Consider the following 22,956-nt stretch of genomic DNA (forward strand, 5'->3'; position numbering starts at 1 on the left):
CCGTCTGTTTGTAGCCGCCCGTAAGCCACGACCCGCAAGCCTGCCGCACATGAAAGGTTTCTCGCCATTTGCCCGGCTATACTGGATGGCAACCGCACAGCGCATGCCATCCTTCTGCCGTTTGTGTTTTGCCAGGGCGGGGCGTAGTATTGCGAACTGTTATCAACAAGGTATGTTGAATCGATGAAGATTCGTCGCGTGCATAAAAGCCTCGCTGTAGTGGCCGTTGCCTTTTGGCTGCTGGCGACTGCTATGGGCGTGCACGCGCATCTTTGTCAGGAAGTGCAGGATATTTCCTCTATCCACATGCACATGAAAATCGACACCGGGCATAACCACCACCATTACGACGGCAGCCATTCGGCCGATGACTCCTTCTGCAGTAAGGAAATGAACGTGCTGCAATCCGGCATGATTCACTTGCTGAAAATCGACATGGCGCTGTTGCCGCTGGTTGGTTTGTTGCTGTTACTGCTGGCCGTTTTCCGGCCAGTGTTTGCGCGGTCTCCCGATCGTGTTTTCTATTCCCACCGCACCCGGCTCCGGCCTCTTCTGCGCGCTCCGCCTGTTCCCCGCTACTGATCGTTTTCAGCCGCCTGTTAATCGCAGCGCCGGTTGATGGATATCTCCGAAGCATCCCTTTTTGCGTTGAACAGCAGCGAATTATTCGCATGCTGTGGCGATAAGCTGCAAAAAAACGGGATGCGTGATGTTCGGGCAGCGGCCAGCCGCTGCAATTTTCAGGAGCCGGATTCATGGCGAAGCCATTCCGATTTTTACCCTGGTTGTTGTGTACAGCCGGGCTGCTGGGCGGTGTACCCACCTTCGCCCAGGGGCTGACGCTGCCACAGGCAGTAGAAGCTACCCTTGCGGTTAACCCCCGCTTAAGCGGTTTTCAATTTCGTTATCAGGCGCTGGAAGGCGCTCGCGCTACGGCCGCCCTCGGCCCGCAACGGCAGGTCGCCCTGCAATTGGACGATGTCGCCGGTAGCGGTGAAATGCGCGGCGTCGATAGCGCAGAACTGAGCCTTTCACTCTCCTCGGTGATAGAACCGGCCGGTTTGCGCAATGCCCGGCTGGCCACGGTAGACAGCCAGCGCCAGCAGCTGGTGTTGGAGCAACAACAGGAAGCGCTGGCATTGCTCAGCGATGTCACCCGGCAATTTATCCGCACCACCGCTGCGTGGGATCGCTGGCAGCTGCAGCGCGAAGCACAACACCTCAGCCGGGAGATTCAGCGGCAGGTAGAGCAGCGTGTACAAAGCGGTGCCGCGCCGGAGGCAGACAGCTTGCGCGCCCGTGCGGCGGTTACCCGGCAGACGTTGATTACCGACCAGGCCGAACAACAATTTCGCGAAGAGCGGTTGCTGCTTGGCAGTTTCTGGCAGGAAAACAACCCGGTATTCGAGGCGCCAAAGGCGCGATTGATTGAGCAACCGCTGCTGCCCTCGCTCAGCGAATTGCTGGCGCGGGTAGAACAGCATCCGGCCTGGCAGCGGGCGCGGGAAGAAGAGCGGGTGCAGCTGGCACAGCAACGCGAGCTGGAGCGTCGCGCCGGACTGTCGTGGCAGTGGCAGGCGGGCGTCAAACACCTGCGCGCTACTGATGACACGGCACTGACGATGGGGATGAGTGTGCCGCTGGGAAGTCGTCAGCGCGCTACGGGTGCTCTCACTGAAGCGCGTGCCCGCCAGTCGTTGCTGGCACAGCAGCGCGACTACACCCGCTATCAGGCCAGCGTGGAAATCCGCCGTCGCTACGACGCCTGGCAGCAGCAGTGGCACAGCATTGATCGGCTGCAACGCGAATTATTGCCGGTGTTGCAACAAACGCTGACCGCCACCCGCAGTGCTTTTGAGCGCGGCCGTTACGGTTACCAGGAATTGCAGGCCATCCAGCAGGAATTGCTGCAAGCCCGTCTGTTGCAGGTAGAGGTTGCCGAGGCAGCCCATCTTGCCGGTGTCGACCTTGAATGGCTCACCGGCCTTGCCGTGCTGCCTGAAACCTCCTCTTCCGAATCTGCTGTGAGATTACCCTGATGAATACTTTTATTGCTGCATTACCGTTGCGCTTGCTCGCCCGGTCGGGTGCGCAGCTAGCCCGTTTGTTTATGCTCAGCCTGACATTGCTGGGCGCCGCTTCGCTGGTGCAGGCCCATGGCGATCACGACCATGACCACGAAAAACAATCACCGGTTGTGGATAACAGCACTCAGGCTGCTGACCACGACCACGACCACGACCACGACCACGACCACGACCACGACCACGACCAAAAGGCCGGAGCGGACAGTCACGGTCATAACAAAACCGAAGACGATCATAACCACGCCCATGGTGATGGCGACGATCACGATCACGAAGACCGGGTAACCTTCACCCCCGCACAGCGGCAACAACTGGGCATTCAAACCGCCACCGCCAACCAGGGCGACTTGCAGCAAACCCGCCGCTTTCGCGCCCAGGTAGCTTTTGACCCCCGTCAACAGCGCCGGGTACACGCCCGTTTTCCGGGGCTGGTGAAAAGCATCCGCGTACAACCGGGCAGCCGGGTTCAGGCGGGCAGCGAGCTGGCCAGTATTGAGGCCAACGAAAGTTTGCGCACTTATCCGGTAACCGCACCGATTGGCGGCCTGGTACTGGAGCAAAGCTACCAGACCGGTGAGCTGACCGCCGCCGAGCCGCTGTTTGTTATCGCCAACACCGGGCAACTGCTACTCACCTTTGCGGTATTCAGCCGCGATGTCAGCCATCTGCAAACCGGTCAAACGCTGTCACTAAACGATGGCGGTCGCCGTGCCTCGTTGACGCTGGAATCCCTCTTGCCCGACCCGCAAAACCCGTCGTTGTACCAGGCGAGAGCGGTGCTGGATAACAGCGCTGGCCAGTGGCAACCGGGTGAATGGCTGAATGTGGTGATTGCCACTGCCGCCTTCCAGGGCGTACTCACCATTGAGCGGCGCGCGTTGCAAAACCGTGAGGGGCGCGAGGTGGTGTTTGTGCGCGAGGGCAATGACTTTGTGGAGCGTGCGGTGGTTACCGGCAACCGCGACGCGCAGCGCGTTGAAGTGCTGTCGGGCTTGCAGGCCGACGAAGAATACGTGTCTGCCAACAGCTATCTGATCAAAGCCGAGCTGGAGAAATCCGGCGCTGCCCACGTCCACTAGGAGGCACCGCCATGCTCGATAAATTATTGCGCCAGGTGATAGAACACCGGGGACTGGTGTTGGTGCTGGTGTTGCTCACAGCACTGGCCGGTCTTTGGCAAACCCGTTATCTCACCATTGATGCGCTACCCGACATCACCAACGTGCAGGTGCAAATCAACACCGCTGCGCCCGGCTATTCGCCACTGGAGGTAGAACAACGCATTACCTGGAGCGTGGAAAATGCGCTGGCCGGGTTGCCGGGGCTGGACTACACCCGCTCCTTGTCGCGCTACGGCCTGTCCCAGGTGACGGTGATTTTTCACGAAAAAACCGACAGCATCGAAGCGCGTAACCTGATTACCCAGCGGTTGACCTCGATTAAAAGTCAGCTGCCGGAAGGTCTGGAACCGGTGCTCGGCCCCATGACCACCGGGCTTGGTGAAATCTTCATGTTTACCCTCACCGCTGACGATATTGCCCGTCAGGCGGATGGTTCGGTTTATGACGTCACCGCGCTGCGCGAGCTGCTGGAATGGGTGGTGCGACCGCAGTTATTGCGGGTGCCCGGCGTCACCGAAATTGATGCCATTGGCGGTTATGAAAAGCAGTACCACATTTCCCCCGATCCGCTGAAGCTGCTGGCCTACGGCATTACCCTGGACGATGTGCGCCAGGCGCTGCTTAACAACAACCGCAACCAGGGTGCCGGTTATCTGGAGCGTGAAGGTCAGCAATGGTTGGTGCGCTCCGAAGGCCAATTGGAACTGGCAGATATCGATCTGTTAGTGATTGCTCACTCCGGTGGTATCTCAGTAACCGTGGGTGATGTGGCGGAAGTTTTCATTGGCAAACCGCTGCGTACCGGCACCGCCACCCTGAACGGCGACGAGGCGGTTGTGGGCACCGCGATGATGCTGGCGGGCGACAATGCCCGTGATGTCTCCCACCGGTTATCCGGTTCCATGGATGCGGTTAACCGCTCTTTGCCGGATGGCGTCAGTGTCAAAGTCGTGTACGACCGCACCCGCCTGGTGGATAAAACCCTCGCCACCGTACAAACCAATCTGCTGGAAGGCGCGCTGCTGGTGATTGCGGTGTTGTTCCTGTTGCTGGGAAATCTGCGTGCTGCGTTGATTACGGCGGCGGTCATTCCGCTGGCGATGTTAATGACCGTTACCGGCATGGTGCAGCGCGGTGTATCCGCCAACCTGATGAGTCTGGGAGCGTTGGATTTTGGCCTGCTGGTTGACGGCACCGTGATCATTGTTGAAAACACCCTGCGCCGCCTGGGCGAAGCACAACATCGGCGCGGCGGCACCCTGTCACTGCGTGAGCGGCTTGACGTCAGTTGGGACGCCACCCGCGAGGTGGTGCGCCCGGCGCTGTTCGGGGTCGGCATCATCACCCTCGTGTACCTGCCGATTTTCACCCTGAGCGGCGTGGAAGGAAAAATGTTCCACCCGATGGCAATAACGGTGGTGATGGCGCTGCTGGCGGCTATGGTGTTATCGGTCACCATGGTGCCTGCGGCAATTGCACTGTTTATGACCGGCCCGGTGAGCGAAAAGGAAAACCGCCTGATGCTGTGGCTATCGGCCGTTTACCGGCCGGTATTGGGCTGGGCGCTGCGGATGCGGCTGTTGCTGGTGGGGGTGGCCATTGTGTTGGTGATGAGCTGTTTATGGCTGGCGACCCGCCTGGGTAGCGAATTTATTCCGCAGCTGGATGAAGGCGATATCGCCATGCACGCCATCCGCATTCCCGGCACCGGCCTCGAACAATCGCTGGTTATTCAGCAGCATCTGGGACAAGCGCTGTCCGAACTGCCCGAGGTTGATCATGTGTTTGCCAAGCTGGGTACGGCAGAAGTGGCCGCCGACCCCATGCCGCCCAACGTGGCCGATGCTTACGTGATCCTCAAACCCCGCGACCAATGGCCCGACCCGACACGCCGCAAAGCCGATGTACTGGCGGATGTAGAAGCGGTTGCCGACACCGTGCCCGGCAGCAACTACGAGTTCACCCAGCCGATCCAGATGCGCTTTAACGAACTGCTATCCGGTGTGCGCGCCGATCTTGGCGTAAAGCTGTTTGGTGACGATCTGGATCAGCTGCTGGCCTCAGCCAATGACGTGATGGCGGTGCTCAACACCATTCCCGGCGCGGTGGATGTGAACATCGAACCCATGGATGGCTTGCCGGTTATGTCGTGGGTGCCCAATCGTCAGGCACTGGCTTTGTGGGGCGTCAGCCTCGCCGACGTGCAAGACCAAATCACCGCCGCCATCGCTGGCGAAAATGTCGGTACCTTGTTTGAAGGGGATCGCCGCTTCGAACTGGTACTGCGTATGCCGGAAGCGTTACGTCAGGATGAAGACGCCCTCGCCCGCTTGCCGATTGCGGTACCGCGCCCGCCCGGTTACGTGCCGCTGGAAGAGCTGGTGGAATTGCAGCGAGGCGAAATGCCCAACCAGGTGCGCCGCGAAAACGGCAAACGGCTGGTCGTCATCACCGCCAACGTACGTGGCCGCGATCTGGGCTCGGTGGTGGATGAAGCCCAAACACGCATTCCGCAAGAAGTGAAACTGCCCGCCGATTACTGGGTGGAATACGGTGGCACTTTCGAGCAGCTGCAATCGGCACAACAACGCCTGCAATGGGTAGTGCCGGCCACGCTGGTGCTGATTGTTTTCCTGCTGGTGCTGGCCTTGGGCTCGTTGCGCGATGCCTTGATCATCTTCACCGCTGTACCGCTGGCACTAACCGGCGGGGTGCTATCCCTCTGGCTGCGCGACATGCCCTTGTCGATCTCGGCGGCGGTGGGCTTTATCGCGCTGTCCGGTATTGCGGTACTTAACGGGCTGGTGATGTTGTCTTTCATCCGCGAGCGCTGGATGGCTTGCGGTGATTTGCACCGCGCCATTATCGAGGGTGCCACTACGCGCTTACGTCCGGTACTGATGACAGCATTGGTCGCCAGCCTCGGCTTTGTGCCCATGGCGTTGAACACCGGCATCGGCAGCGAAGTACAGCGCCCGCTGGCAACGGTGGTGATCGGCGGGGTTATTTCTTCTACGCTGCTGACCTTGCTGGTAGTTCCGGCGCTTTACCGCCTTATCTACGGGCGCCGTAAACCGCCGGTGGTGGTGAAAGACTAAGTTATGAAAACAGCGCGTCTGAATAAAAAGCCCCTCAGACTGCGACAGTTTTTCACATCGGCATAGTGCGGGTTTGGCGTTAGGTGCCTTGTTCCAAAACCGTCGGGTCAGGGACGCCCGCCATGGATGGCGGAAGTTAGGGCAACGCAGGAGCAGTTGCCGTTGACTCGTCGGAGCCACATGGGTGGAGTGCGCATAAAGCAAAACATGTTTTGCGCGCACGGAACGCCAATCATCTGCGATGATTGGCCGGCTCCGCTTGCGGATGTTCATGCGTTTTTGGAACAAGGCACCTAATGACAAACGGGCAGGCTGGCACTTAACGTACATTCAGAAAAGCGGGATTTTTGTTAAAAACGTCAGGCACGACTGAAAAGTTGTGCCTTTTTTGTGTCCGGAATTAATCCGAAAACCGCACCGACTTATCCACAAACCCGTGTTGCCGGAAATACCAGGTAATCAACACCGCTGGCAGAATCAATATCAGTAGCGCCCACGGAAAAGACACCACGCCTGACGTCTCCAAAAGAACGCCTCCCAATATCCCACCGCCAGCAATCGCCAGATTCCAGCAAGTCACCAGAATGGACTGAGCCACATCAGCACCCTGCCCGGCAGTGTCGGCGGATGCGGTTTGTAACAGCGTTGGCGAGCCGCCAAAGGTAAAACCCCACAGGGCAATCGCGAGATAAATGATGGCCACATGCGAACTCGCCAGGCCAAGCATCAAGGCGGCCAGCGCAAAACCCGGGAGGCTCAGTAGCACCAGTTTGCGCAGCATGCGGTCAATCAACAAACCGACAAGCCAGATACCGGCGACCGAACTAATGCCGAACACCAATAGCACCATTCCTATCTGATCGGCCATGCCTGCGGGTGACAGAAAAGGCACAATAAAGGTGTAGAGAACGTTGTGGGCAAGCACCCACAATACCAGCACCGCCATCACGGCAGCCGCGCCCGGCGTGAGGAAAACCCGTCGCAACGGCAAGCGCTTTTCTGTTGTCTGGCCGGGATAATCGGGCGCGAAAATGGCAATCCAGGCAATCACCAGCAAGGTGAGCAGCGAGAGCGCCGCGAAGGTACAGCGCCAACCCAGCGTGGTTCCAAGCAGCGTGCCGAGCGGCACACCCATTGATAGTGCCAGCGGTGCACCTATCCCTACTACCGCCAGGGCGCGTCCTTTCAGATGGTCAGGAACCATACGCCGGGCGTAGCCCGCCATAATTCCCCACAACAAACCGCCCGCCATACCGGCGAACAGGCGGGCCACCATGGTCGTGGCGTAATCGGTGGTCAGCGCGGTCAGTGTGTTAAAGGCCAGTAGCACGCAAAGCGCCGTGATTAACAGCGGTTTGCGTCGCCAGCCCATCGTGGCACTTGTCAGCGGAATGGCCGCAACAATGGAGCCAATGGCGTAAATGGTGACCAGCTGTCCGGTCAGTGCTTCAGATACGCCGATATCCTGGCTCATTTGCAGCAACATACCAGCGGGGATTATTTCCGTTAAAAGCACCAGAAAACCGGCCATGGCCAGCGCCAGCAGGGCCATCCAGGGTAATCGGTCAGCGGCTTGGCCGCTGCGGGTGTTGGTGTGGGTCATTGATTTTCCTCGGTTAAACAGCGAGCGGATAACAAATCCGCACAGGCCGCGCAGTGTGAGCGGTAAACTACCGATGAAAAACAGGCTGTAGTTCCAAATACTTATGACTTGAATGTCATCAATGAGAGAGAGCAATGGATAACCTGGGGGCATTGAACGTGTTTTTGCGGGCGGCTGAAATGCGCAGTTTTACCCTCGCGGGTCAAAAGCTGGGTATCTCGGCATCGGCAGTAAGCAAAGCGATTGTGCGGCTGGAAACCCGTTTGGGGGTGCGGTTATTTCATCGCTCCACACGCACCATCAACCTCACCCCGGAAGGGGTTTTGTTTATGGAGCGCTGCCGGCGCATTGTTTGTGAGCTGGAATCAGCCGAGGCCGAGCTGTCGCAAACCCAGGGTGTGCCGAAAGGGAAATTACGCATCAGCCTGCCCTCCATCGGTACGTTTTTTATGGCGAAACTCACCGCCTTCAAACGCATGTATCCGGACATTCAGCTGGATATCGATTATTCCGACCGGCTGGTGGATGTGATTGAGGAAGGTTTTGATGCAGTGATTCGCAGCGGCGAACCGGCGGACTCCAGGCTGATGGCACGGCGTATCGGCTCGTGTCGCAAAGTGCTGGTCGGTTCGCCGCTATACTTCGAGCGCAAAGGCACACCCCGACAACCGCAAGATTTGAATAACCACGACTGCCTGCTTTATCGCTATCCCGGTACCGGCAAACTGGCTGCCTGGCCGGTGGGCGGTGTGGAAGATGGCATTATTTTAAAAGCCGGCATGGTCACCAACACCCTCGACCCGCAGATCTGTTTTGCCGAAAGCGGCCTGGGCATCGCCTGCGTACCGGAACTCGCCGTGCGGCGTCAGCTGCAACAAGGCAGCCTCGTCACCATTCTGGACGACTTCAATCATGACCCCATGGTGTTCAACATCCTCTGGCCCTCCGGCCGCCACCTCTCGCCGCGCATCCGGGTGTTTGTGGATTTTATTGTGGAGAATTTGTTTCCGCTGTAGAGAAACGTTGCCTGTTCGGTGATTTAACGAGAAAAATATAGCCGGCCTCTGGCCGATTTTGCCCCCACCATCGTGCTCAAAGCCAAAGATTTCGCTACTGAAATCACCATTCACAATGCCCGCACACAACAGATGCAAAGTGAAAAACACATTTCCAGCGAGCACGTCACCAACAACCAGGCGGTGCGACAAACTTTACTCAGTCGTGGTATCCAGCCCGAGAACCTCCCGGCAGCTGAGGATGTGAAAAAGGTAGAGCGCAGGTTGGCATCTGATGAGAAAAAATCATTGCAAAATCCCGACAGGTTGGAAAACGACCCAATCAACAATAATTGAGTTGAAATTAAGAAAGACATTTTTATGTGGGCGCGGGATGGAAACGGGAATACGAATTCAGGCGATGGGTTAAACGATAACGGATGCATCACCGTTGGCGTTTCAAGATCGCGATGAGTTTTTCCGCGAACAGATTGCTGAAAAAATTATTCAGTTATTGGTCTGGTAGATTCAGGTTTTCCACCAATTACTGATGGTGACTGGGACGGTATGGCAGGTGCGAGATTGCCCCGTTCCATATTTAATGATCGAATAAAAAAAATCTTAAAATTTTCACAGAAGAGAAATGACTTTACCTTGTCAGCGCATAGCTATCATTCACCAGCTCAACGATTTGTTCATCTGAAAGTGGTCCTTCCAGCGTCACCGTTATCCAATGTTCTTTATTCATATGCCACGCCGGGAAAATACCGGCTTGCTGACGCAGCGAACCCACCAGCTCCGGCCTGACTTTCAAATTAATAATTTCAACCGGCCCTTCTCTGGTTAATCCCAATTTTTCACCGGGAATACGGCTGACAAGGCCGAACCATTTACGGTTGTTGGCATGTCGCAGTACGGCGTTTTCAGGAAATTTCGGCCACGGATAGTCAGGTTCTATGCCGAACTGATTTCTGACAAGGTAAAACAATTGTTCTCTGTTCATCTGTCTCTCACTGTAACGCCGGTGGCGTATTCGGAACCGGAATTAAAAAATTTGCTATCAAAAAAATAGACCTGATTTTGAAATATATCTTCAGCATATTTTGACAAATTGATTTAACCGAGAATTTTTTACAGAGCAATCAGCTGATAGCCGTTCTGATTGAAATGGTGAATTTCATCGTTAGCTTGTTGGTAAAGAGTAGTCGCACCATCTTTTTGTAGTGGAGCGACCTGCGGTGTTGATTTCCCATTCTTCTTATTTACCGCTCAGGTATGTGCGCTTCAATGTGGTCTGAAAGGTGAAGGTTTCAGACCACAGTGATAAAACGTCAGACTTATTTGAACACCGGAATCGTGCCAGACGGGGAAGTACGATCACCTGCCGCTTTCAACTTTTTTCCAAGCTCACGAATGCGCGCTTCACCCCTAGCAAGAGCTGGTGCTGTGGTATGCACGGAGTAGTGACCCAAATGCAATGTATGCGGATGCGGTTTTGCCGATCCGAGTACAAAGACAGCATCTTCCTGCCCTTGAGCCTCAAGCGAGATGGGGGCACCGTCATCCGCAAAGACCACCATGTCACCTTGTTGCAGCAAAGCGCCTGCATCAAGCATACCGCTGGCCACTGCCAACCACGCTACCGTGTGGCCGTCGGGTGGTTGATATGTCCAGCGCTCTCCCGCGGGCAGTGTCACCAGCAGGTAATTGATGCCGTCCGGGGCATCAACAGGGCTTTGGATACCGTCGTAACATCCGATCACCACATGCGCGGGTCCTACTTTAACCATCTCGTTTGCTTCAATGTACTGGCTTTGCGGCTCCGCAAGCTCCAACTCCGCAGGCAGGGCCAGCCATAATTGAAATCCCTGGATGTGGGATACATCGACAGGAGGCGTCATTTCCTTGCCATGCCACACACCAATGCCGGCTCGCATCCACTCCACGCCACCATAATCGATCCGACCGCGTCCGCTGGTCGGGTCGTCGTAGTGCATGCTGCCTTTGGTAAAGACGGTGACCGTCGCTATGCCGGAATGAGGATGCAGCGGCATCTTTGCCATTTCGTGGATGGTGGACTCCTGCGCGTCGAAGATGTCGAGGAAAACAAACGGCTTCAGGGCCTGCCCCAGATCAGAGGGGCTCATGAGTCGCGTGATGGGGCCGGTCAGGCCGTGGCTCCGTCGGTGATGAACGATGCTTCGCGGCAAGGATGCCGGTGCATTCATCGCGGGTGTTGAACGCTTGTTCATGGTGTGCTCCCCCTCAATCCAGACGGATAAAGTGTTGGCGATTCAGCCAGGCGACGGTTGCCGTGATCAGCATCAATACAATCGCCGGTACGGGGCTGCCACCGATAACAAACAGGTGGATGCCGGCCGCGACGAGCATCATTGCCGCCAGCAGTGCGCCGCTAATAGCCACCGTTATCGGGAGCAGTAAGGTGAGCGCGCCGACAACTTCAATCACACCGGTGACCAGGCGGAACCACTGGCCAACGCCGATCTGATCAAATACCCCGACCATCATCGGAACGCCCATCAGCTTGGCAATTCCGGCCGCCAGGAATGCGGCTGCCGCGATGAGACGTAGCACCCAGGACAGTCCTCGGGTGAAGCGCCCGGTCGGGGATTGTTCAGGCAGGGAGGAAATATTCATCATTTGATACCTTGAAAAATAGAAGTGATGGGGTGGGTGAACCTGGCTCGTTCACACCAAGGCTCTTCCGAGCGGTATGTCGCAGCGGTTGAAAACGACCCACCTGGGGAAAACCTGGACGTCTTCCAGGGAAGTTATTCACATGTCGCTGTTGGAGCACACAATAGTGTTCCTGATGGAGGTATGCTAGGCGCCAAAAGTGATAATCAGTGTTGCAGAATGGGGGACGCTTATGGAAATCGAGGATCTACGGACATTTATTGAAGTAGCGGACGCCGGTGGTGTATCGCCAGCCGCCCGACGCCTTGGCATCGCCAAATCTATCGTTAGTCGGCGCCTGATCAGGCTGGAGAAAGAGCTGGGTATACAACTGCTTGCTCGCACCACCCGCGGTGCAGCCATCACCGAGGCTGGCGTAACTTTTCGTGAGCATGCTGCACGTATTTGTGCCGAACTGGACCTGGCACACGAGATGATCTTCCCCGGTGGGGATTTACGCGGTCGTTTGCGTATTGCCGCGCCTTTGACTTTCGGCCCCAGTCACCTGGCGCCGGTGTTCGCGGAACTGGCGCGCCAGCATCCGGCGTTGCAGCTGCACGCCTGCTACACGGACCGTTACGTCGACCTGGTCGCTGACGGTTTTGACTGCGGCATCCGTCTCGGCTATCTCGCCGATTCCAGTCTGATTGCGCGCCGTGTGGTATCAATGCGTGGCAGCCTGGTAGCGACTCCCGGTTACCTGCGCGAACACGGTGAACCCGAGACGCCAGAGGCGCTACTGGCGCACGACGCCCTTTTACAAGGCACAGAAAGCTGGCGTTTTATGGACGGTGACAAGATAGTTACCATTCACCCGCGTGGACGCTTCAAGGCCGATAACGGCCTGGCACTCGCCACCGCTGCGCTCGCTGGACTTGGCATTGCTGCGCTACCGGATTTTCTCATTGCCGATCACCTGGCATCCGGCGCTTTAAAACGGATCATGACCCGTTATCCCCCGCCGGAAGCAGGCCTTTACGTCGTTTGGCCACCCACCGCGCACCCTCCCCGGAAGATCCGTGCATTGATTGATCTGTTGATAGAACGCCTTGGTTAACATGGCACGTTTGGCGCATTTTCAAGATTGAACAACGAAAGATCCAGTCGGATACCGGGTGCACATAAAGTCCACGAAGGCTCGAACTTTGGGGCTTTGCAAGCGGCGAGAGGTGTGTAAAACCCAAAGCTCAACTTCATTACCGGAAATCCCCCATGACACCAGAGTGCCCTTTTCAAGCATCTGGCTAATGATGGATTGCGGCAGCATGGCCGCACCGGCACCGGCAGCGATGGCGTCGCGCACCATCAGCAGTGATGACAGACGTAGCACCGGTTGTGGCTGGATGGTGAATTGATCGTTGTTGACGGACCAGATATCACCATCCCGATAGGAGGGCGTAACGACGGCCGGAACCCGAAAAGGGGTTTCTTTGTGTCCCACCGGCATCTGAATAGAGGGGGCAGCAGCCAGCACCAGTCTGTCTTTGGCGAAACACCGCCCAACCAGGTTGCTGTCCTTGGCAGGGTTAATACGGATGCAAACATCAAAATGTTCATCCACCAGGTTGACCATCCGATCTTCCGCCACGGCTTCAATCTGCACTTCCGGATAGCTCGCCAGAAACTGTGCGGCAATCCGTCCCAGCGCTACTTGCGAAAATAGCAGCGGTGCCGCCACACGCAGGCGGCCTCGCGGCGCAGCAAGGCTGTCACGCGCCGCCGCGATTGCTTCAGCAACCTCATGCATCGGCCCTTCTGTTCTGCCCAGCAACAGCTGACCGGCTTCGGTCAGCTCCAGACGTTGGGTGCCTCGCTCGATAAGCCGAATGCCCAAGGCTTCCTCAAGATCGGCGACACGCCGTGACAGGGTGGCCTTGGATCGGCCGCTGGCGCGGCTGGCTTTTCCAAAACCGCCGTGAGCGGCAACCAACTGAAAGTCTCCCAGTGCGTTTAGATCCATGGTGTCTCAACTTTGATACGGTGTGTATCAATTGTAGAGTCTTTGCACTCAATATGAAACACACTATTGTGAGGCCCTACGCAACCCAAACCTCAATGGTGTTTTTATGAATAGCATTCGTGCCTTGGTACTGAACGAATACGGCGGCCCTGATGCCCTTGGCATTTCGTCAATCGCGCCACCAGCCGCCGGAGCGGGTCAAGTACTGGTTCGCGTGCAGGCTGCTGGCGTCAATGGCGTGGACTGGAAGCTGCGCGAAGGCCTTCTTCAGAAGGCTTTTCCGCTGCAACTGCCGACCGTTCTGGGTATCGAACTCGCCGGGATTGTCGACGCGGTGGGCGCGGGCGTAACCCGGTTCCGCAAGGGAGATCGCGTCATGGGATCCATCGGCGGATTAGGCGCTTACGCCGATCTGGTGGCGGTGAACGAGGCCAATCTCAGTCCGATGCCTGACGCTTTGAACTTCGTGGACGCGGCGGCCTTACCCATCGCTTCGGTTGCAGCCTGGAAAAGCCTCCATCTTGCTGGTCCCCTTCATTTCGGGCAGCGCATTCTGATCCAGGGTGCTGCCGGTGGTCTGGGTGGTTTTGCGGTGCAGTACGCCCATCAGGCGGGTGCCGTGGTGTATGCCACTGCCCGGAGCAATCACATCGACTATGTTCGTGGCCTGGGTGCGGATCATGTCATCGCCCATGACCAGCAGCAGTTTGAAAATCGGGTGAGCGATATTGACCTCGTACTCGACTACGCGGGTGGCGAGGTATTAAGCCGCTCGTGGGCCGTCCTCGCTAAAAATGGTGCCATCGTCAGCGCAGCATCACCCAATATTGTGGCAAGCACCCCGGTGGGCCGTCGCGGCTTCTGGTTCCAAAACAGCCCGGATGCCGCACACCTGCAAGCAGTCGCTGAAGACGTAGTACAGGGTCGCTTGCGCTCCAAAGTCAGCACTGTCGTGAACTTTGACGAGCTGCCCGCCGCCATCGAACGCCACCGAACACATTCCCAACCCGGCAAAACCGTTGTAACGCTTTCCGCTTAACCAACCGATCACCACCTCAATCAGGATTACCATCATGACTATTCTCGTTACTGGATCTACCGGCACTGTTGGCCGTCAAATTGTGGAACAACTCGTCAAGCGCGGTGCTGATGTACGCGCACTGGTCCGCGACCCGTCCAAGGCCGATTTCCCGGCAAGCGTTGGCATCGTCAAGGGCGATATGCTGGATGTCGACTCGCTGCGCAGTGCCTTCTCGGGTGTATCGACGCTCTTCCTACTCAATGCCGTCGCGCCCGACGAATACACCCAGGCACTGATTGCGCTGAACATTGCCCGCGAAGCTGGCATCGAGCGGATCGTCTATCTGTCGGTGTTTAATGGTGAGCAATATCTGAACGTGCCGCACTTTTCAGGCAAGTTCGGTGTGGAGCGGATGATCGAACAAATGGGGCTTAATGCCACCATCCTGCGCCCCGCCTATTTCATCAATAATGATCTTTCGGTTAAGGACGTCGTGACCGGATACGGTATCTATCCGATGCCAATCGGCAGCAAGGGGCTGGCGATGGTCGATACACGAGACATTGCAGAAGTGGCGGCCATTGAGTTGCTCCGTCGCGAACAGGCTGCTGCTCCGCTGCCCATTGAGCGCATTAACCTGGTCGGCCCCGATACGCTGACCGGCACCGATGTCGCCGCAATCTGGTCGGAAGTGTTAGGGCGCCCGATTGCTTATCCGGGCGATGACACCGCCGGGTTTGAAAAGAATCTCCGCCAGTTCATGCCGGGTTGGATGGCCTTCGACATGCGTTTGATGGCCGAGCGCTTCCTCACCGTGGGCATGATTCCCGAGGCTGGCGATGTCGAGCGCCTGACCACACTTTTAGGCCGCCCCCTGCGTTCCTATCGTGACTTCGCCACCGAGGTAGCAACCCCGGCTTAACCATCGGGAACATAGCCGTAATCTGTTCGACGGCTAGCGGCCCGGTGAAGTCCAAGGCGGAACCGGGCGTTCCTTTTTCAATATGCACTGAAGGAGATATGAAATGAGTGATGTATGGTCCCCTATTAACGTGGGCGCGCTGAAACTGCCACATCGACTGGCGATGGCACCAATGACCCGCAGCCGGGCAAAGCCTGACGGAACGCCAGGCGATTTGGTAGCGCAATATTATGCCCAACGCGCCAGCATTGGCCTGTTGATTACCGAAGGCACACAGCCCTCCGACGATGGGCAAGGCTACCTTGCCACGCCTGGAATCTACACCGACGAACATGTTGCCGGTTGGCGCAAGGTTACGGATGCAGTCCATGCTGCTGGCGGGAGCCTGTTTGTGCAGCTGATGCATGTAGGGCGTATATCGCACCCGGACAACACGCCGCATCATCGGCAACCTGTCGCTCCTTCGGCGATTGCACCCGGTGTCGACATGTTCACCATGAAAGGCATGCAGGCCATTCCCGAACCCCGTGAACTGACGACCGCTGAAGTCAAGCAAACCCTCGCCGACTTTGCACAAGCTGCCAGACGTGCCGTCGAAGCGGGGGCGGATGGTGTGGAAATCCACGGGGCGAACGGGTATCTGGTGCATCAGTTCCTCGCGCCGAATGCCAACCAGCGCAGCGATGAATACGGCGGCTCACTGGAAAACCGTGCCCGTTTTGCTATCGACGTGGTGCGTGCGGTCGCTGATGCGATTGGCCCTGAAAAGACCGCCATCCGCTTATCACCGGGGTTCCCCACCGGCGGTATTATTGAAGGGCAGGAGAACGATGATCTTTACCGCTACCTCGCGGCTGAGTTCGACAAAATCGGCATCGCTTACCTGCACCTTCTCCACGCCGGCAACGAAGCGCTACTGGCAGATATCCGCAAGGGGTTTGACGGGGTACTGATGGTGAATCGTCCTGGTCGCAAGCGCGAGCAGATTGGTTCGGACGTAGCCGGAAAAATTGCCGATATCGAATCGTTAGGTGCGATGGCGCTGGCCAATCCGGATCTCGTCGCGCGCTTGAAAACGGGCGCACCCTTTAACGAAGTGCGGCCGCAATTCTTTTATGCTGGCGGCGCGGAAGGTTATATCGACTATCCCGCGTTGGGATCAGCTTGATGTTACCAAGCACTGGTCGTTGAACGCAGGGCGTCAGCCAACCCGATGGCAGCTTGTTACCTGAAAATATCCAGTTGCCATCCCGAATTCTTCCGGGCGACGAAAATGCTTCGGGTTTACAGAAGCTGCCGGGATTCATGCTTAAAAAGCTGTTGAGTCAGAATCGGCTCGCATGTCTTCGCCGTCAGCGATTGGCAAATTCTGAATCTTGCGTCCTTGCCAGCATCAGTAGCAACATCACCACCAGCAGCGCAGCGCCCAGGTTGTATAACATTCCTGCTACAAAGGCAGAGATGTAGTGGTTGGCGCCAGTGCCTGACCCCAGTGCTGTGCTGAACAATATGCCGACAATAGCCACACCCAACGCGGCACCAACCTGTTGCAGGGTTGATATAACGCCTGATGCCATACCTGCCCGGGCTTCCTGTACAAACCCGAGTACCAGATTCAGCAAGGGCGTCATGATGAATCCCTGGCCCGCTCCCACCACGACCAGCACTGGTATCAGGTGAGTCGCCTTCAAGGCCGAACCCGCCGCCCACACCTGGACAACCAGCAACCCGATAGAAACGGCATAGACCAGTGCGCCAGCGACAATGGCAGGGGTTCCCCGGCGGGCAACCAAACGTGGCGCGAGTAGTGAGGCAACGACAAAGCCAAGGCTGCACGGAGCGAAAATGCTGCCTGCCAGAAACGGGTCAAGCCCCAGGCCGGATTGCACCAGCAGCGCGAAGCACAGAAAAAACGAGCTGGAGGTGGAGTAGATCATCAATACCAGTAGCGCTCCCAACGCGAATCGCCGCTGCTTCAATAGCTGCATGTCCACCAAGGGCAAATACCCTGCCCGGCGACGCCGTTCTTGCTGGTGGTAGAAAACCATCAGTAACACCAAAGCTCCTGCCATAGCTGCAAGGCTCCAGGCTGGCCAGTTTTTCCCTGGTCCTTCAATCAAGGGCACCAGCAGGAGCGCCAGCCCGCTGCTGACCAGTAGTACGCCTGGCCAATCCAGCGTCGGACCTTGCGGCGCGCGCGTTTCGGGAATATAGCGAGCCGCTGCAATGGCAGCCAGGCCGATAGGCACATTGATAAGAAAGATGCTGCGCCAGCCCAGGCCGAACAGATTGGCATGTACCAGCCAACCGCCCAGTATTTGACCCGCAATGGCTGCCAGCCCCAACGTCATACCCAGTAACCCGAAAGCGCGGCGACTGTCATTGCCATTAAAGTTGACGCGGATGGAGGCATAGACCTGCGGGAACAACAAAGCCGCTGCCATGCCTTGCAAAATGCGTGCGCCGATCAGAAAGCCGGCATCCGGTGCCAGCCCACACAACGCAGAGGCCGCCGTGAATGCCGCCATGCCTGTGACGAACAGACGACGGCGCCCGAACAAATCACCCAGCCGCCCGCCGGTAATCAGCAACACACCGAAGGCGAGTTCATAGCCGGCTACGATAAAACCAATCTGCGCGAAGCTGGCGCCCAGATCGGCCTGCAGGCTCGGAATGGCGACATTGACCACAAACAAATCGAAGATAGTGACGAAGCCTGCCAATAGCAGCACAGATAAACCCAGCCAGGGCGGGTTATTGATGGCGTTTGGAGGCAGTGTTGGCGTGCAGGAATTTGAGTTCATCTTGCGTATCCGTAATGAAGACGCGATCATTCTCAAAGTCTTTTTAAGCAATTACAATTTAACCATTTATGCTATTACTTAAAGTAATGGAGTCACCATGCGTACCATGGAAAAAACACGTCCTGATCTGGCGGCTTTTTTGCGGGCGCGCCGTGAGCGCCTGTCACCCGCCGATGTGGGTTTGCCCAGCGGCACACGGCGGCGCACGCCCGGGCTGCGCCGCGAGGAAGTGGCGGCACTCGCCGGTGTGGGGTTGACCTGGTACACCTGGCTTGAACAGGGGCGGGATATCGGTGTATCCGCGGCGTTTCTGGACAATTTGGCACGGGTGTTAAAGCTTGATGCCGCCGAGCGCCGCCACCTGTTTCTGCTGGCCCATGAGCGGTTGCCTGCAGAACCGGGCAAAACCTGGTGTGTATTGCCACCGCTGGTGCGCCGCCTGATGCACGACTTGCCCCATCCTGCTTATGTCATCAACCTGCGCTGGGACGTGCTGGGCTTTAACGCCTCTGCTGACCAGCTTTTCGGCTTCGGTACGCATGCGCCGGAACGGCGCAATTTGCTGTGGTTGTTATTCACCGATCCGCTACTGATTGAGCGATTTGTCGGTTGGCAGCAACAGGCGCCGCAAATGCTGTCGGCCTTTCGCCGCGACTTTGCCCGTGCTACCCAGGAAGCTGACCTTCTCGAACTGATAAATGATCTGGAGCGGGTATCACCGGATTTCAAACGCTGGTGGCATCAACATGAGGTACAGGCACCCTGCACGGGCGTTCGCCAGCTGCTCATCGACGACCAGCCGCTGGCATTTGAGCACACATCGCTCACCGTCGATGAAGACAGGCACCTCCGTCTGGTAGTTTATGCGAGGGAACAAGGTGGAGTAACAACAGCCTCGTAACTGATGTTTTTTTGTTTCAGTTACAGGGTTATTTCGGTTATTTTCTTCGAAGATAGCCGATTTACAGACCCAGTCATTTTTCGGCTGCACTGGCAGGAGAGCAAGCCGATTTCTGCTTCCGCTCATTCCACCCCACCCGGGTAGTCAATAGCAAAGCCGCTGTTGCAAATCCCCCGGCTAACCAGAGGTTGCTGGATAAACCCCGCTCATCGACGAGCTGCCCGCCTGCCCAGGCACCCAGTGCAATGCCGATATTAAATATCCCGACGTAGAGCGCGGTGGCGATTTCCATGGCACGCGGGGCGGCCTTCATGATCAACGTCATCAACGCAACCGATACACCGCCGTAGGCCAGGCCCCAAACCAGCAGTGCCACACCACCGCCCGCGAGGGAGCCGCCGATGGTGAGAAACAGCACCGGCGTTAGCAATAGCCCCAGCGCGATGATCAGCAGCGTCTGTGTGATGTGTCGTGCGGCAACAATGCCTGCGAGGAAATTACTGGCAATGCCTACGATGCCGTAAACGAATAGCAGCGCGCCGATCCATTGTGGCTCAAAGCCCGACACCGATATCAGCAGCGGGCGCACAAAGGTGAAGGCCATAAAGTGCCCGGCTACTAACAACAGCGTTAAGGCCAGTGCTATTTGAAGCTTGCCGTTACTCAACTGCTCCCCAAATTGGCGCAAGGTTGCCGAGCTGGCCACAGGCAATGTGGGAATCACCGCGAGATGAAAGACAAGCACCAACCCGCTAAACACGGCCATGCCGCCAAAAGCCCAGCGCCACCCGGCGAAGTCGCCAATCAAAGCGCCAAGCGGTACCCCCAGAACGGAAGCCGCCGCGACCCCGCCAAAAATAATCGACGTTGCCAGGCCAATGGCCCGGGCCGGAACCAGTCGAGCAGCCAGACTACCGGCAATCGCCCAGATACCACCCATGCAAAAACCCACCAGAATACGAGCGGCCAGCATCCAGCGCATATCGGCTGCCAGTGCTGAAGCAATGTTGGCAATCATCAACAAACCCAGCAGAACACAGAGAATCTTGCGCCGATCAATACCACCGGAAGCTATCACGACCAGGGGTGCAAACAAGGCTGCCAGCAGTGCCGGGAGCGATATCATCAAACCGGCGGTTCCTGTTGAACTCTCCAGGGTGTTTGCAATGGACGTCAGCAACCCGACCGGGAGCATTTCCGTTGTCACAACCGAGAAGGTCGCCAGGCCCACGGCGGCCACCGCCAGCCACGGGCCGTTGAACCGGGGCGTCGGCGTTTGAAGATGAATTCATGGTGCTGATCCTTTCAATAAAAAACGGACGTTGTCGTTGTCATCGGCAATGGCCGGGTCCCGAAAGCGATGAACACACCTCACTTCAGGAACCTTTACTTGCCTCTGGATGGCGGGTGCGGTGACAATACATACATGACGTATGAATAAAATCATATATACATACGCGCTGAATGTAAATAATCATACGTTTTGTATGTAAGGAGGGGCAGATGGTTCGTCGTACCCGAGCGGAAATGGAAGAAACCCGTGCCCGCTTGTTGCAAACGGCTCGCAAGGTGTTCAGCGAGCGCGGCTATGCAGACACGTCAATGGATGACCTCACCGCGCAGGCCGGTCTCACCCGTGGCGCGCTTTATCATCATTTCGGGGATAAAAAAGGTTTGTTGGCGGCGGTGGTAGATCAAATGGACGCGGAGATGGACGCGCGCTTGCGGGCTATTTCCGAGGCGGCTGACGATGCCTGGGAAGGGTTTTGCCGTCGCTGTCGCAGCTACCTGGAGATAGCCCTGGAGCCGGAGTTTCAGCGAATTGTGTTGCGTGATGCCAGAGCGGTATTGGGTGGCGCCTCGCCGGAATCCCAGCGCCATTGTATTACGTCAATGCAACAGCTGATCGACAACCTGATCCGGGAAGGCAAAGTGGCCGAGGTCAATTCGCAGGTGCTGGCCTCACTGATTTACGGCAGTCTGGTGGAAGCAGCTTTCTGGGTTGCAGATGCCCGTTCCAACAGCATTGATAGCGGTGCGCGTCTCGTGCAAGGCGTTGCTGCATTGGAATTGCTGTTACGCGGCTTGCGGGTCAACTCCTGATTCCGGCTACCGAACGCGCTAACCAAAAATATCCAACTGCCCTTTGGTGTTTTCAGCGGCCACCGGGATGCTGCGGGGTTTGCGGAAGCTGCTGAGGTTCATGCCTTGAAAATGGCTTTGTTGGTCGAGGCCGAGGCGGTGCACCGCTTTTTTAAAACGCTGCTGAATCAGCTCGGCCCAGATGCCTTCGCCGCGTCGGCGCTTGCCGAATTCTGCCCGGTAATCCTTGCCGCCGTGCATGTCGCGCACGCAGTTCATCACCCGCTGCGCACGTTCGGCAAAGTGCGCTTCCAGCCATTCCTGAAATAACGGGTTCACCTCCCAGGGCAGCCGCAAAATGGTGTAGCCGGCACCGCAGGCACCCGCGTTGGCAGCAGCCTCAAGAATTTTTTCCATGTCCTGTTCGGTTACAAAGGGAATGATCGGGGCAACGCTGACGGTGACCGGAATGCCGGCGCTGGCCAGTTTTTCTACCATTTGCAAACGGCGGGTGGGCGATGCAGCGCGTGGCTCCAGGGTGCGGGAAATGGAATGATCCAGGGTGGTGATGGTAATAGCCGCCACGACCAGATTATGTTGCGAAAGTGCCTGTAAAATGTCGATATCACGCTCGATCAGCGTGGATTTGGTGATAACCCCCACCGGATGCCGACACTCCAGCAAAACCTCCAGCACCTGCCGGGTGAGTTGCCATTGGCGTTCGCAGGGTTGATAGGCATCGGTATTTACGCCCAGCGCCAGCGGCGTAACCTGATAGTTGTCAGCGGCCAGTTCACGGCGCAATAAGGCAGGCGCGTTGGTCTTGGCGTAGAGGCGCGTTTCAAAATCCAGCCCGGGAGAAAGCCCCAAATAGCTGTGGGTCGGGCGGGCAAAACAATAAATACAGCCGTGCTCACAGCCCCGGTAGGGGTTGAGCGATGCACTGAAGGGAACATCCGGCGACCGGTTATAACTGATGATAGATTTGGCCACTTCGGGTGTAACGATGGTTTTTAGCGGCGGCGCATCGTCGTCCTCCTGCCACCAGCCGTCATCGACTGATTCGCTGTGCTGCACTTCGTAACGGCCGGTGATATTAACGGTCGCACCCCGGCCTTTGATGGCGCGGGTGGGCGCGACAATCCATGGCGTTTCCTGGGAGTAGTCGTCTTCGTAGGACATGGCGGCACAATACTGTATATAAAAACAGTATTGTGAGCAGAAGCGGTTTTGCGGTCAAGCGCGAGCTGCTGTTTTTACAACAGGGTCGCGCCTTTACCAGCAATAACGCTCACCCCTTATAGCGGTGAGCAAGAAAACAGCGGGGCTGACAGCAATCAATCGGAGGGGCGAAGGTGATCCGGGTGATCAAATTCGAATAACCGGTAAACCGGGACTTGAAGGGCGCGAGCAATTTTTTCCAGGTTATCAAACGATGGGCCATGGATGCCCCGTTCAATATTGCTAATAGACTCGATGGTGACACCCACCTGATCAGCCAGTTGTTCCTGAGTGATTTTCCCTTCAATGCGTAAACGTTGTACGCGACGGCCAAATTGTTTTCGTAACGGCTCCATACCAGACTCCTTTTCATGGGATAAGCCATGGTATTGAGGTTGAAGTTATACCGTAACGAAGCTAGACTTCGTGTTGTGTCTTATCTGA

21 protein-coding genes are annotated in these 22,956 nt (G+C 57.0%); 12 read left to right on the forward strand and 9 right to left on the reverse strand.

The window, feature by feature from the left end; translation table 11 throughout:
• Positions 1–183: 183 nt before the first annotated feature.
• The 4 genes from C4F51_RS00770 to C4F51_RS00785 all read left to right on the forward strand — a co-directional run bounded on the left by C4F51_RS00770 (position 184) and on the right by C4F51_RS00785 (position 6,306).
• Complete coding sequence (locus C4F51_RS00770; protein ID WP_193906268.1) at positions 184–582, forward strand: hypothetical protein; 399 nt, start codon at positions 184–186, stop codon at positions 580–582.
• 173 nt (positions 583–755) lie between these two features.
• Entirely contained in the window at positions 756–2,039 is a 1,284-nt protein-coding gene (locus C4F51_RS00775; protein WP_193906270.1) for a TolC family protein, read from the forward strand.
• On the forward strand, positions 2,039–3,166 hold the full coding sequence (locus C4F51_RS00780; RefSeq protein WP_193906272.1) for an efflux RND transporter periplasmic adaptor subunit: 1,128 nt from the start codon (positions 2,039–2,041) through the stop codon (positions 3,164–3,166). Before C4F51_RS00775 ends, C4F51_RS00780 begins: the two co-directional genes overlap by 1 nt.
• Positions 3,167–3,177: 11 nt before the next feature.
• Positions 3,178–6,306 carry an efflux RND transporter permease subunit gene (locus tag C4F51_RS00785; RefSeq protein ID WP_193906274.1) on the forward strand — a complete coding sequence of 1,043 codons (3,129 nt, stop codon included), beginning with the start codon at positions 3,178–3,180 and terminating at the stop codon, positions 6,304–6,306.
• Positions 6,307–6,706: 400 nt separating this feature from the next.
• Here C4F51_RS00785 and C4F51_RS00790 read toward each other — a convergent pair whose 3' ends face one another.
• Entirely contained in the window at positions 6,707–7,909 is a 1,203-nt protein-coding gene (locus tag C4F51_RS00790; RefSeq protein ID WP_193906276.1) for an MFS transporter, read from the reverse strand.
• A 134-nt stretch (positions 7,910–8,043) separates the two neighbouring features.
• Here C4F51_RS00790 and C4F51_RS00795 point away from each other — a divergent pair, with 134 nt between their 5' ends.
• Together C4F51_RS00795 and C4F51_RS00800 are read left to right on the forward strand one after the other, a co-directional pair.
• Positions 8,044–8,925 carry a LysR family transcriptional regulator gene (locus C4F51_RS00795; protein WP_193906278.1) on the forward strand — a complete coding sequence of 294 codons (882 nt, stop codon included), beginning with the start codon at positions 8,044–8,046 and terminating at the stop codon, positions 8,923–8,925.
• Between the two features lie 72 nt (positions 8,926–8,997).
• Positions 8,998–9,261 (forward strand): hypothetical protein, encoded by a 264-nt coding sequence (locus tag C4F51_RS00800; protein ID WP_202987572.1) that lies wholly within the window; start codon positions 8,998–9,000, stop codon positions 9,259–9,261.
• A 292-nt stretch (positions 9,262–9,553) separates the two neighbouring features.
• Here the strand turns inward: C4F51_RS00800 and C4F51_RS00805 are convergent, their stop codons facing one another.
• The 3 genes from C4F51_RS00805 to C4F51_RS00815 all read right to left on the reverse strand — a co-directional run bounded on the left by C4F51_RS00805 (position 9,554) and on the right by C4F51_RS00815 (position 11,565).
• Entirely contained in the window at positions 9,554–9,907 is a 354-nt protein-coding gene (locus C4F51_RS00805; protein ID WP_193906280.1) for an MmcQ/YjbR family DNA-binding protein, read from the reverse strand.
• 334 nt (positions 9,908–10,241) lie between these two features.
• Entirely contained in the window at positions 10,242–11,156 is a 915-nt protein-coding gene (locus C4F51_RS00810) for a pirin family protein (RefSeq protein WP_202987573.1), read from the reverse strand.
• Between the two features lie 13 nt (positions 11,157–11,169).
• Positions 11,170–11,565 carry a DoxX family protein gene (locus tag C4F51_RS00815; RefSeq protein ID WP_202987574.1) on the reverse strand — a complete coding sequence of 132 codons (396 nt, stop codon included), beginning with the start codon at positions 11,563–11,565 and terminating at the stop codon, positions 11,170–11,172.
• A 229-nt stretch (positions 11,566–11,794) separates the two neighbouring features.
• On the opposite strand from C4F51_RS00815, the gene C4F51_RS00820 reads away from it, so the two are divergent.
• Positions 11,795–12,658, forward strand: coding sequence for a LysR family transcriptional regulator (locus C4F51_RS00820; protein ID WP_193906282.1), 864 nt, complete (start codon positions 11,795–11,797; stop codon positions 12,656–12,658).
• A gap of 21 nt (positions 12,659–12,679) precedes the next feature.
• On the opposite strand, the gene C4F51_RS00825 is transcribed toward C4F51_RS00820, so the two are convergent.
• The gene (locus C4F51_RS00825; RefSeq protein ID WP_193906284.1) at positions 12,680–13,561 is read right to left on the reverse strand and encodes a LysR family transcriptional regulator; all 882 of its coding nucleotides are present in this window, start codon (positions 13,559–13,561) and stop codon (positions 12,680–12,682) included.
• 106 nt (positions 13,562–13,667) lie between these two features.
• Here C4F51_RS00825 and C4F51_RS00830 point away from each other — a divergent pair, with 106 nt between their 5' ends.
• The 3 genes from C4F51_RS00830 to C4F51_RS00840 all read left to right on the forward strand — a co-directional run bounded on the left by C4F51_RS00830 (position 13,668) and on the right by C4F51_RS00840 (position 16,672).
• Positions 13,668–14,600, forward strand: a complete 933-nt coding sequence (locus C4F51_RS00830; protein ID WP_193906286.1) for an NADP-dependent oxidoreductase — start codon at positions 13,668–13,670, stop codon at positions 14,598–14,600.
• Positions 14,601–14,634: 34 nt separating this feature from the next.
• Positions 14,635–15,504, forward strand: a complete 870-nt coding sequence (locus C4F51_RS00835; protein WP_193906288.1) for an SDR family oxidoreductase — start codon at positions 14,635–14,637, stop codon at positions 15,502–15,504.
• A gap of 103 nt (positions 15,505–15,607) precedes the next feature.
• Positions 15,608–16,672: an alkene reductase gene (locus C4F51_RS00840; RefSeq protein WP_193906290.1), complete on the forward strand. Its 1,065-nt coding sequence runs from the start codon at positions 15,608–15,610 to the stop codon at positions 16,670–16,672.
• A gap of 184 nt (positions 16,673–16,856) precedes the next feature.
• Here the strand turns inward: C4F51_RS00840 and C4F51_RS00845 are convergent, their stop codons facing one another.
• Positions 16,857–18,308, reverse strand: a complete 1,452-nt coding sequence (locus C4F51_RS00845) for an MFS transporter (protein WP_193906291.1) — start codon at positions 18,306–18,308, stop codon at positions 16,857–16,859.
• A gap of 97 nt (positions 18,309–18,405) precedes the next feature.
• Between C4F51_RS00845 and C4F51_RS00850 the strand changes: the two genes are divergently transcribed.
• The gene (locus C4F51_RS00850) at positions 18,406–19,209 is read left to right on the forward strand and encodes a helix-turn-helix transcriptional regulator (RefSeq protein ID WP_193906293.1); all 804 of its coding nucleotides are present in this window, start codon (positions 18,406–18,408) and stop codon (positions 19,207–19,209) included.
• Between the two features lie 73 nt (positions 19,210–19,282).
• Here the strand turns inward: C4F51_RS00850 and C4F51_RS00855 are convergent, their stop codons facing one another.
• A complete protein-coding gene (locus C4F51_RS00855; RefSeq protein ID WP_328701279.1) occupies positions 19,283–20,449 on the reverse strand; it encodes an MFS transporter in 1,167 nt (388 codons plus the stop codon).
• A 263-nt stretch (positions 20,450–20,712) separates the two neighbouring features.
• On the opposite strand from C4F51_RS00855, the gene C4F51_RS00860 reads away from it, so the two are divergent.
• Complete coding sequence (locus C4F51_RS00860) at positions 20,713–21,312, forward strand: TetR/AcrR family transcriptional regulator (RefSeq protein WP_193906295.1); 600 nt, start codon at positions 20,713–20,715, stop codon at positions 21,310–21,312.
• An 18-nt stretch (positions 21,313–21,330) separates the two neighbouring features.
• Here the strand turns inward: C4F51_RS00860 and C4F51_RS00865 are convergent, their stop codons facing one another.
• Both C4F51_RS00865 and C4F51_RS00870 read right to left on the reverse strand, forming a co-directional pair.
• Positions 21,331–22,473: a PA0069 family radical SAM protein gene (locus tag C4F51_RS00865; protein WP_193906296.1), complete on the reverse strand. Its 1,143-nt coding sequence runs from the start codon at positions 22,471–22,473 to the stop codon at positions 21,331–21,333.
• Between the two features lie 155 nt (positions 22,474–22,628).
• Positions 22,629–22,868: a helix-turn-helix domain-containing protein gene (locus tag C4F51_RS00870; RefSeq protein WP_193906297.1), complete on the reverse strand. Its 240-nt coding sequence runs from the start codon at positions 22,866–22,868 to the stop codon at positions 22,629–22,631.
• Positions 22,869–22,956 lie beyond the last annotated feature (88 nt).

Origin of the sequence: Cellvibrio polysaccharolyticus (genome assembly GCF_015182315.1) — a bacterium.
Classification (GTDB): Bacteria; Pseudomonadota; Gammaproteobacteria; order Pseudomonadales; family Cellvibrionaceae; genus Cellvibrio; species Cellvibrio polysaccharolyticus.

Excerpts from the sequence above, each read along its gene's own strand:
- C4F51_RS00770 (WP_193906268.1), top strand. The coding sequence starts at position 184 with ATGAAGATTCGTCGCGTGCATAAAAGCCTCGCTGTAGTGGCCGTTGCC.
- C4F51_RS00775 (WP_193906270.1), top strand. The coding sequence starts at position 756 with ATGGCGAAGCCATTCCGATTTTTACCCTGGTTGTTGTGTACAGCCGGG.
- C4F51_RS00780 (WP_193906272.1), top strand. The coding sequence starts at position 2,039 with ATGAATACTTTTATTGCTGCATTACCGTTGCGCTTGCTCGCCCGGTCG.
- C4F51_RS00785 (WP_193906274.1), top strand. The coding sequence starts at position 3,178 with ATGCTCGATAAATTATTGCGCCAGGTGATAGAACACCGGGGACTGGTG.
- C4F51_RS00790 (WP_193906276.1), bottom strand. The coding sequence starts at position 7,909 with ATGACCCACACCAACACCCGCAGCGGCCAAGCCGCTGACCGATTACCC.
- C4F51_RS00795 (WP_193906278.1), top strand. The coding sequence starts at position 8,044 with ATGGATAACCTGGGGGCATTGAACGTGTTTTTGCGGGCGGCTGAAATG.
- C4F51_RS00805 (WP_193906280.1), bottom strand. The coding sequence starts at position 9,907 with ATGAACAGAGAACAATTGTTTTACCTTGTCAGAAATCAGTTCGGCATA.
- C4F51_RS00810 (WP_202987573.1), bottom strand. The coding sequence starts at position 11,156 with ATGAACAAGCGTTCAACACCCGCGATGAATGCACCGGCATCCTTGCCG.
- C4F51_RS00815 (WP_202987574.1), bottom strand. The coding sequence starts at position 11,565 with ATGATGAATATTTCCTCCCTGCCTGAACAATCCCCGACCGGGCGCTTC.
- C4F51_RS00820 (WP_193906282.1), top strand. The coding sequence starts at position 11,795 with ATGGAAATCGAGGATCTACGGACATTTATTGAAGTAGCGGACGCCGGT.
- C4F51_RS00825 (WP_193906284.1), bottom strand. The coding sequence starts at position 13,561 with ATGGATCTAAACGCACTGGGAGACTTTCAGTTGGTTGCCGCTCACGGC.
- C4F51_RS00830 (WP_193906286.1), top strand. The coding sequence starts at position 13,668 with ATGAATAGCATTCGTGCCTTGGTACTGAACGAATACGGCGGCCCTGAT.
- C4F51_RS00835 (WP_193906288.1), top strand. The coding sequence starts at position 14,635 with ATGACTATTCTCGTTACTGGATCTACCGGCACTGTTGGCCGTCAAATT.
- C4F51_RS00840 (WP_193906290.1), top strand. The coding sequence starts at position 15,608 with ATGAGTGATGTATGGTCCCCTATTAACGTGGGCGCGCTGAAACTGCCA.
- C4F51_RS00845 (WP_193906291.1), bottom strand. The coding sequence starts at position 18,308 with ATGAACTCAAATTCCTGCACGCCAACACTGCCTCCAAACGCCATCAAT.
- C4F51_RS00850 (WP_193906293.1), top strand. The coding sequence starts at position 18,406 with ATGCGTACCATGGAAAAAACACGTCCTGATCTGGCGGCTTTTTTGCGG.
- C4F51_RS00860 (WP_193906295.1), top strand. The coding sequence starts at position 20,713 with ATGGTTCGTCGTACCCGAGCGGAAATGGAAGAAACCCGTGCCCGCTTG.
- C4F51_RS00865 (WP_193906296.1), bottom strand. The coding sequence starts at position 22,473 with ATGTCCTACGAAGACGACTACTCCCAGGAAACGCCATGGATTGTCGCG.
- C4F51_RS00870 (WP_193906297.1), bottom strand. The coding sequence starts at position 22,868 with ATGGAGCCGTTACGAAAACAATTTGGCCGTCGCGTACAACGTTTACGC.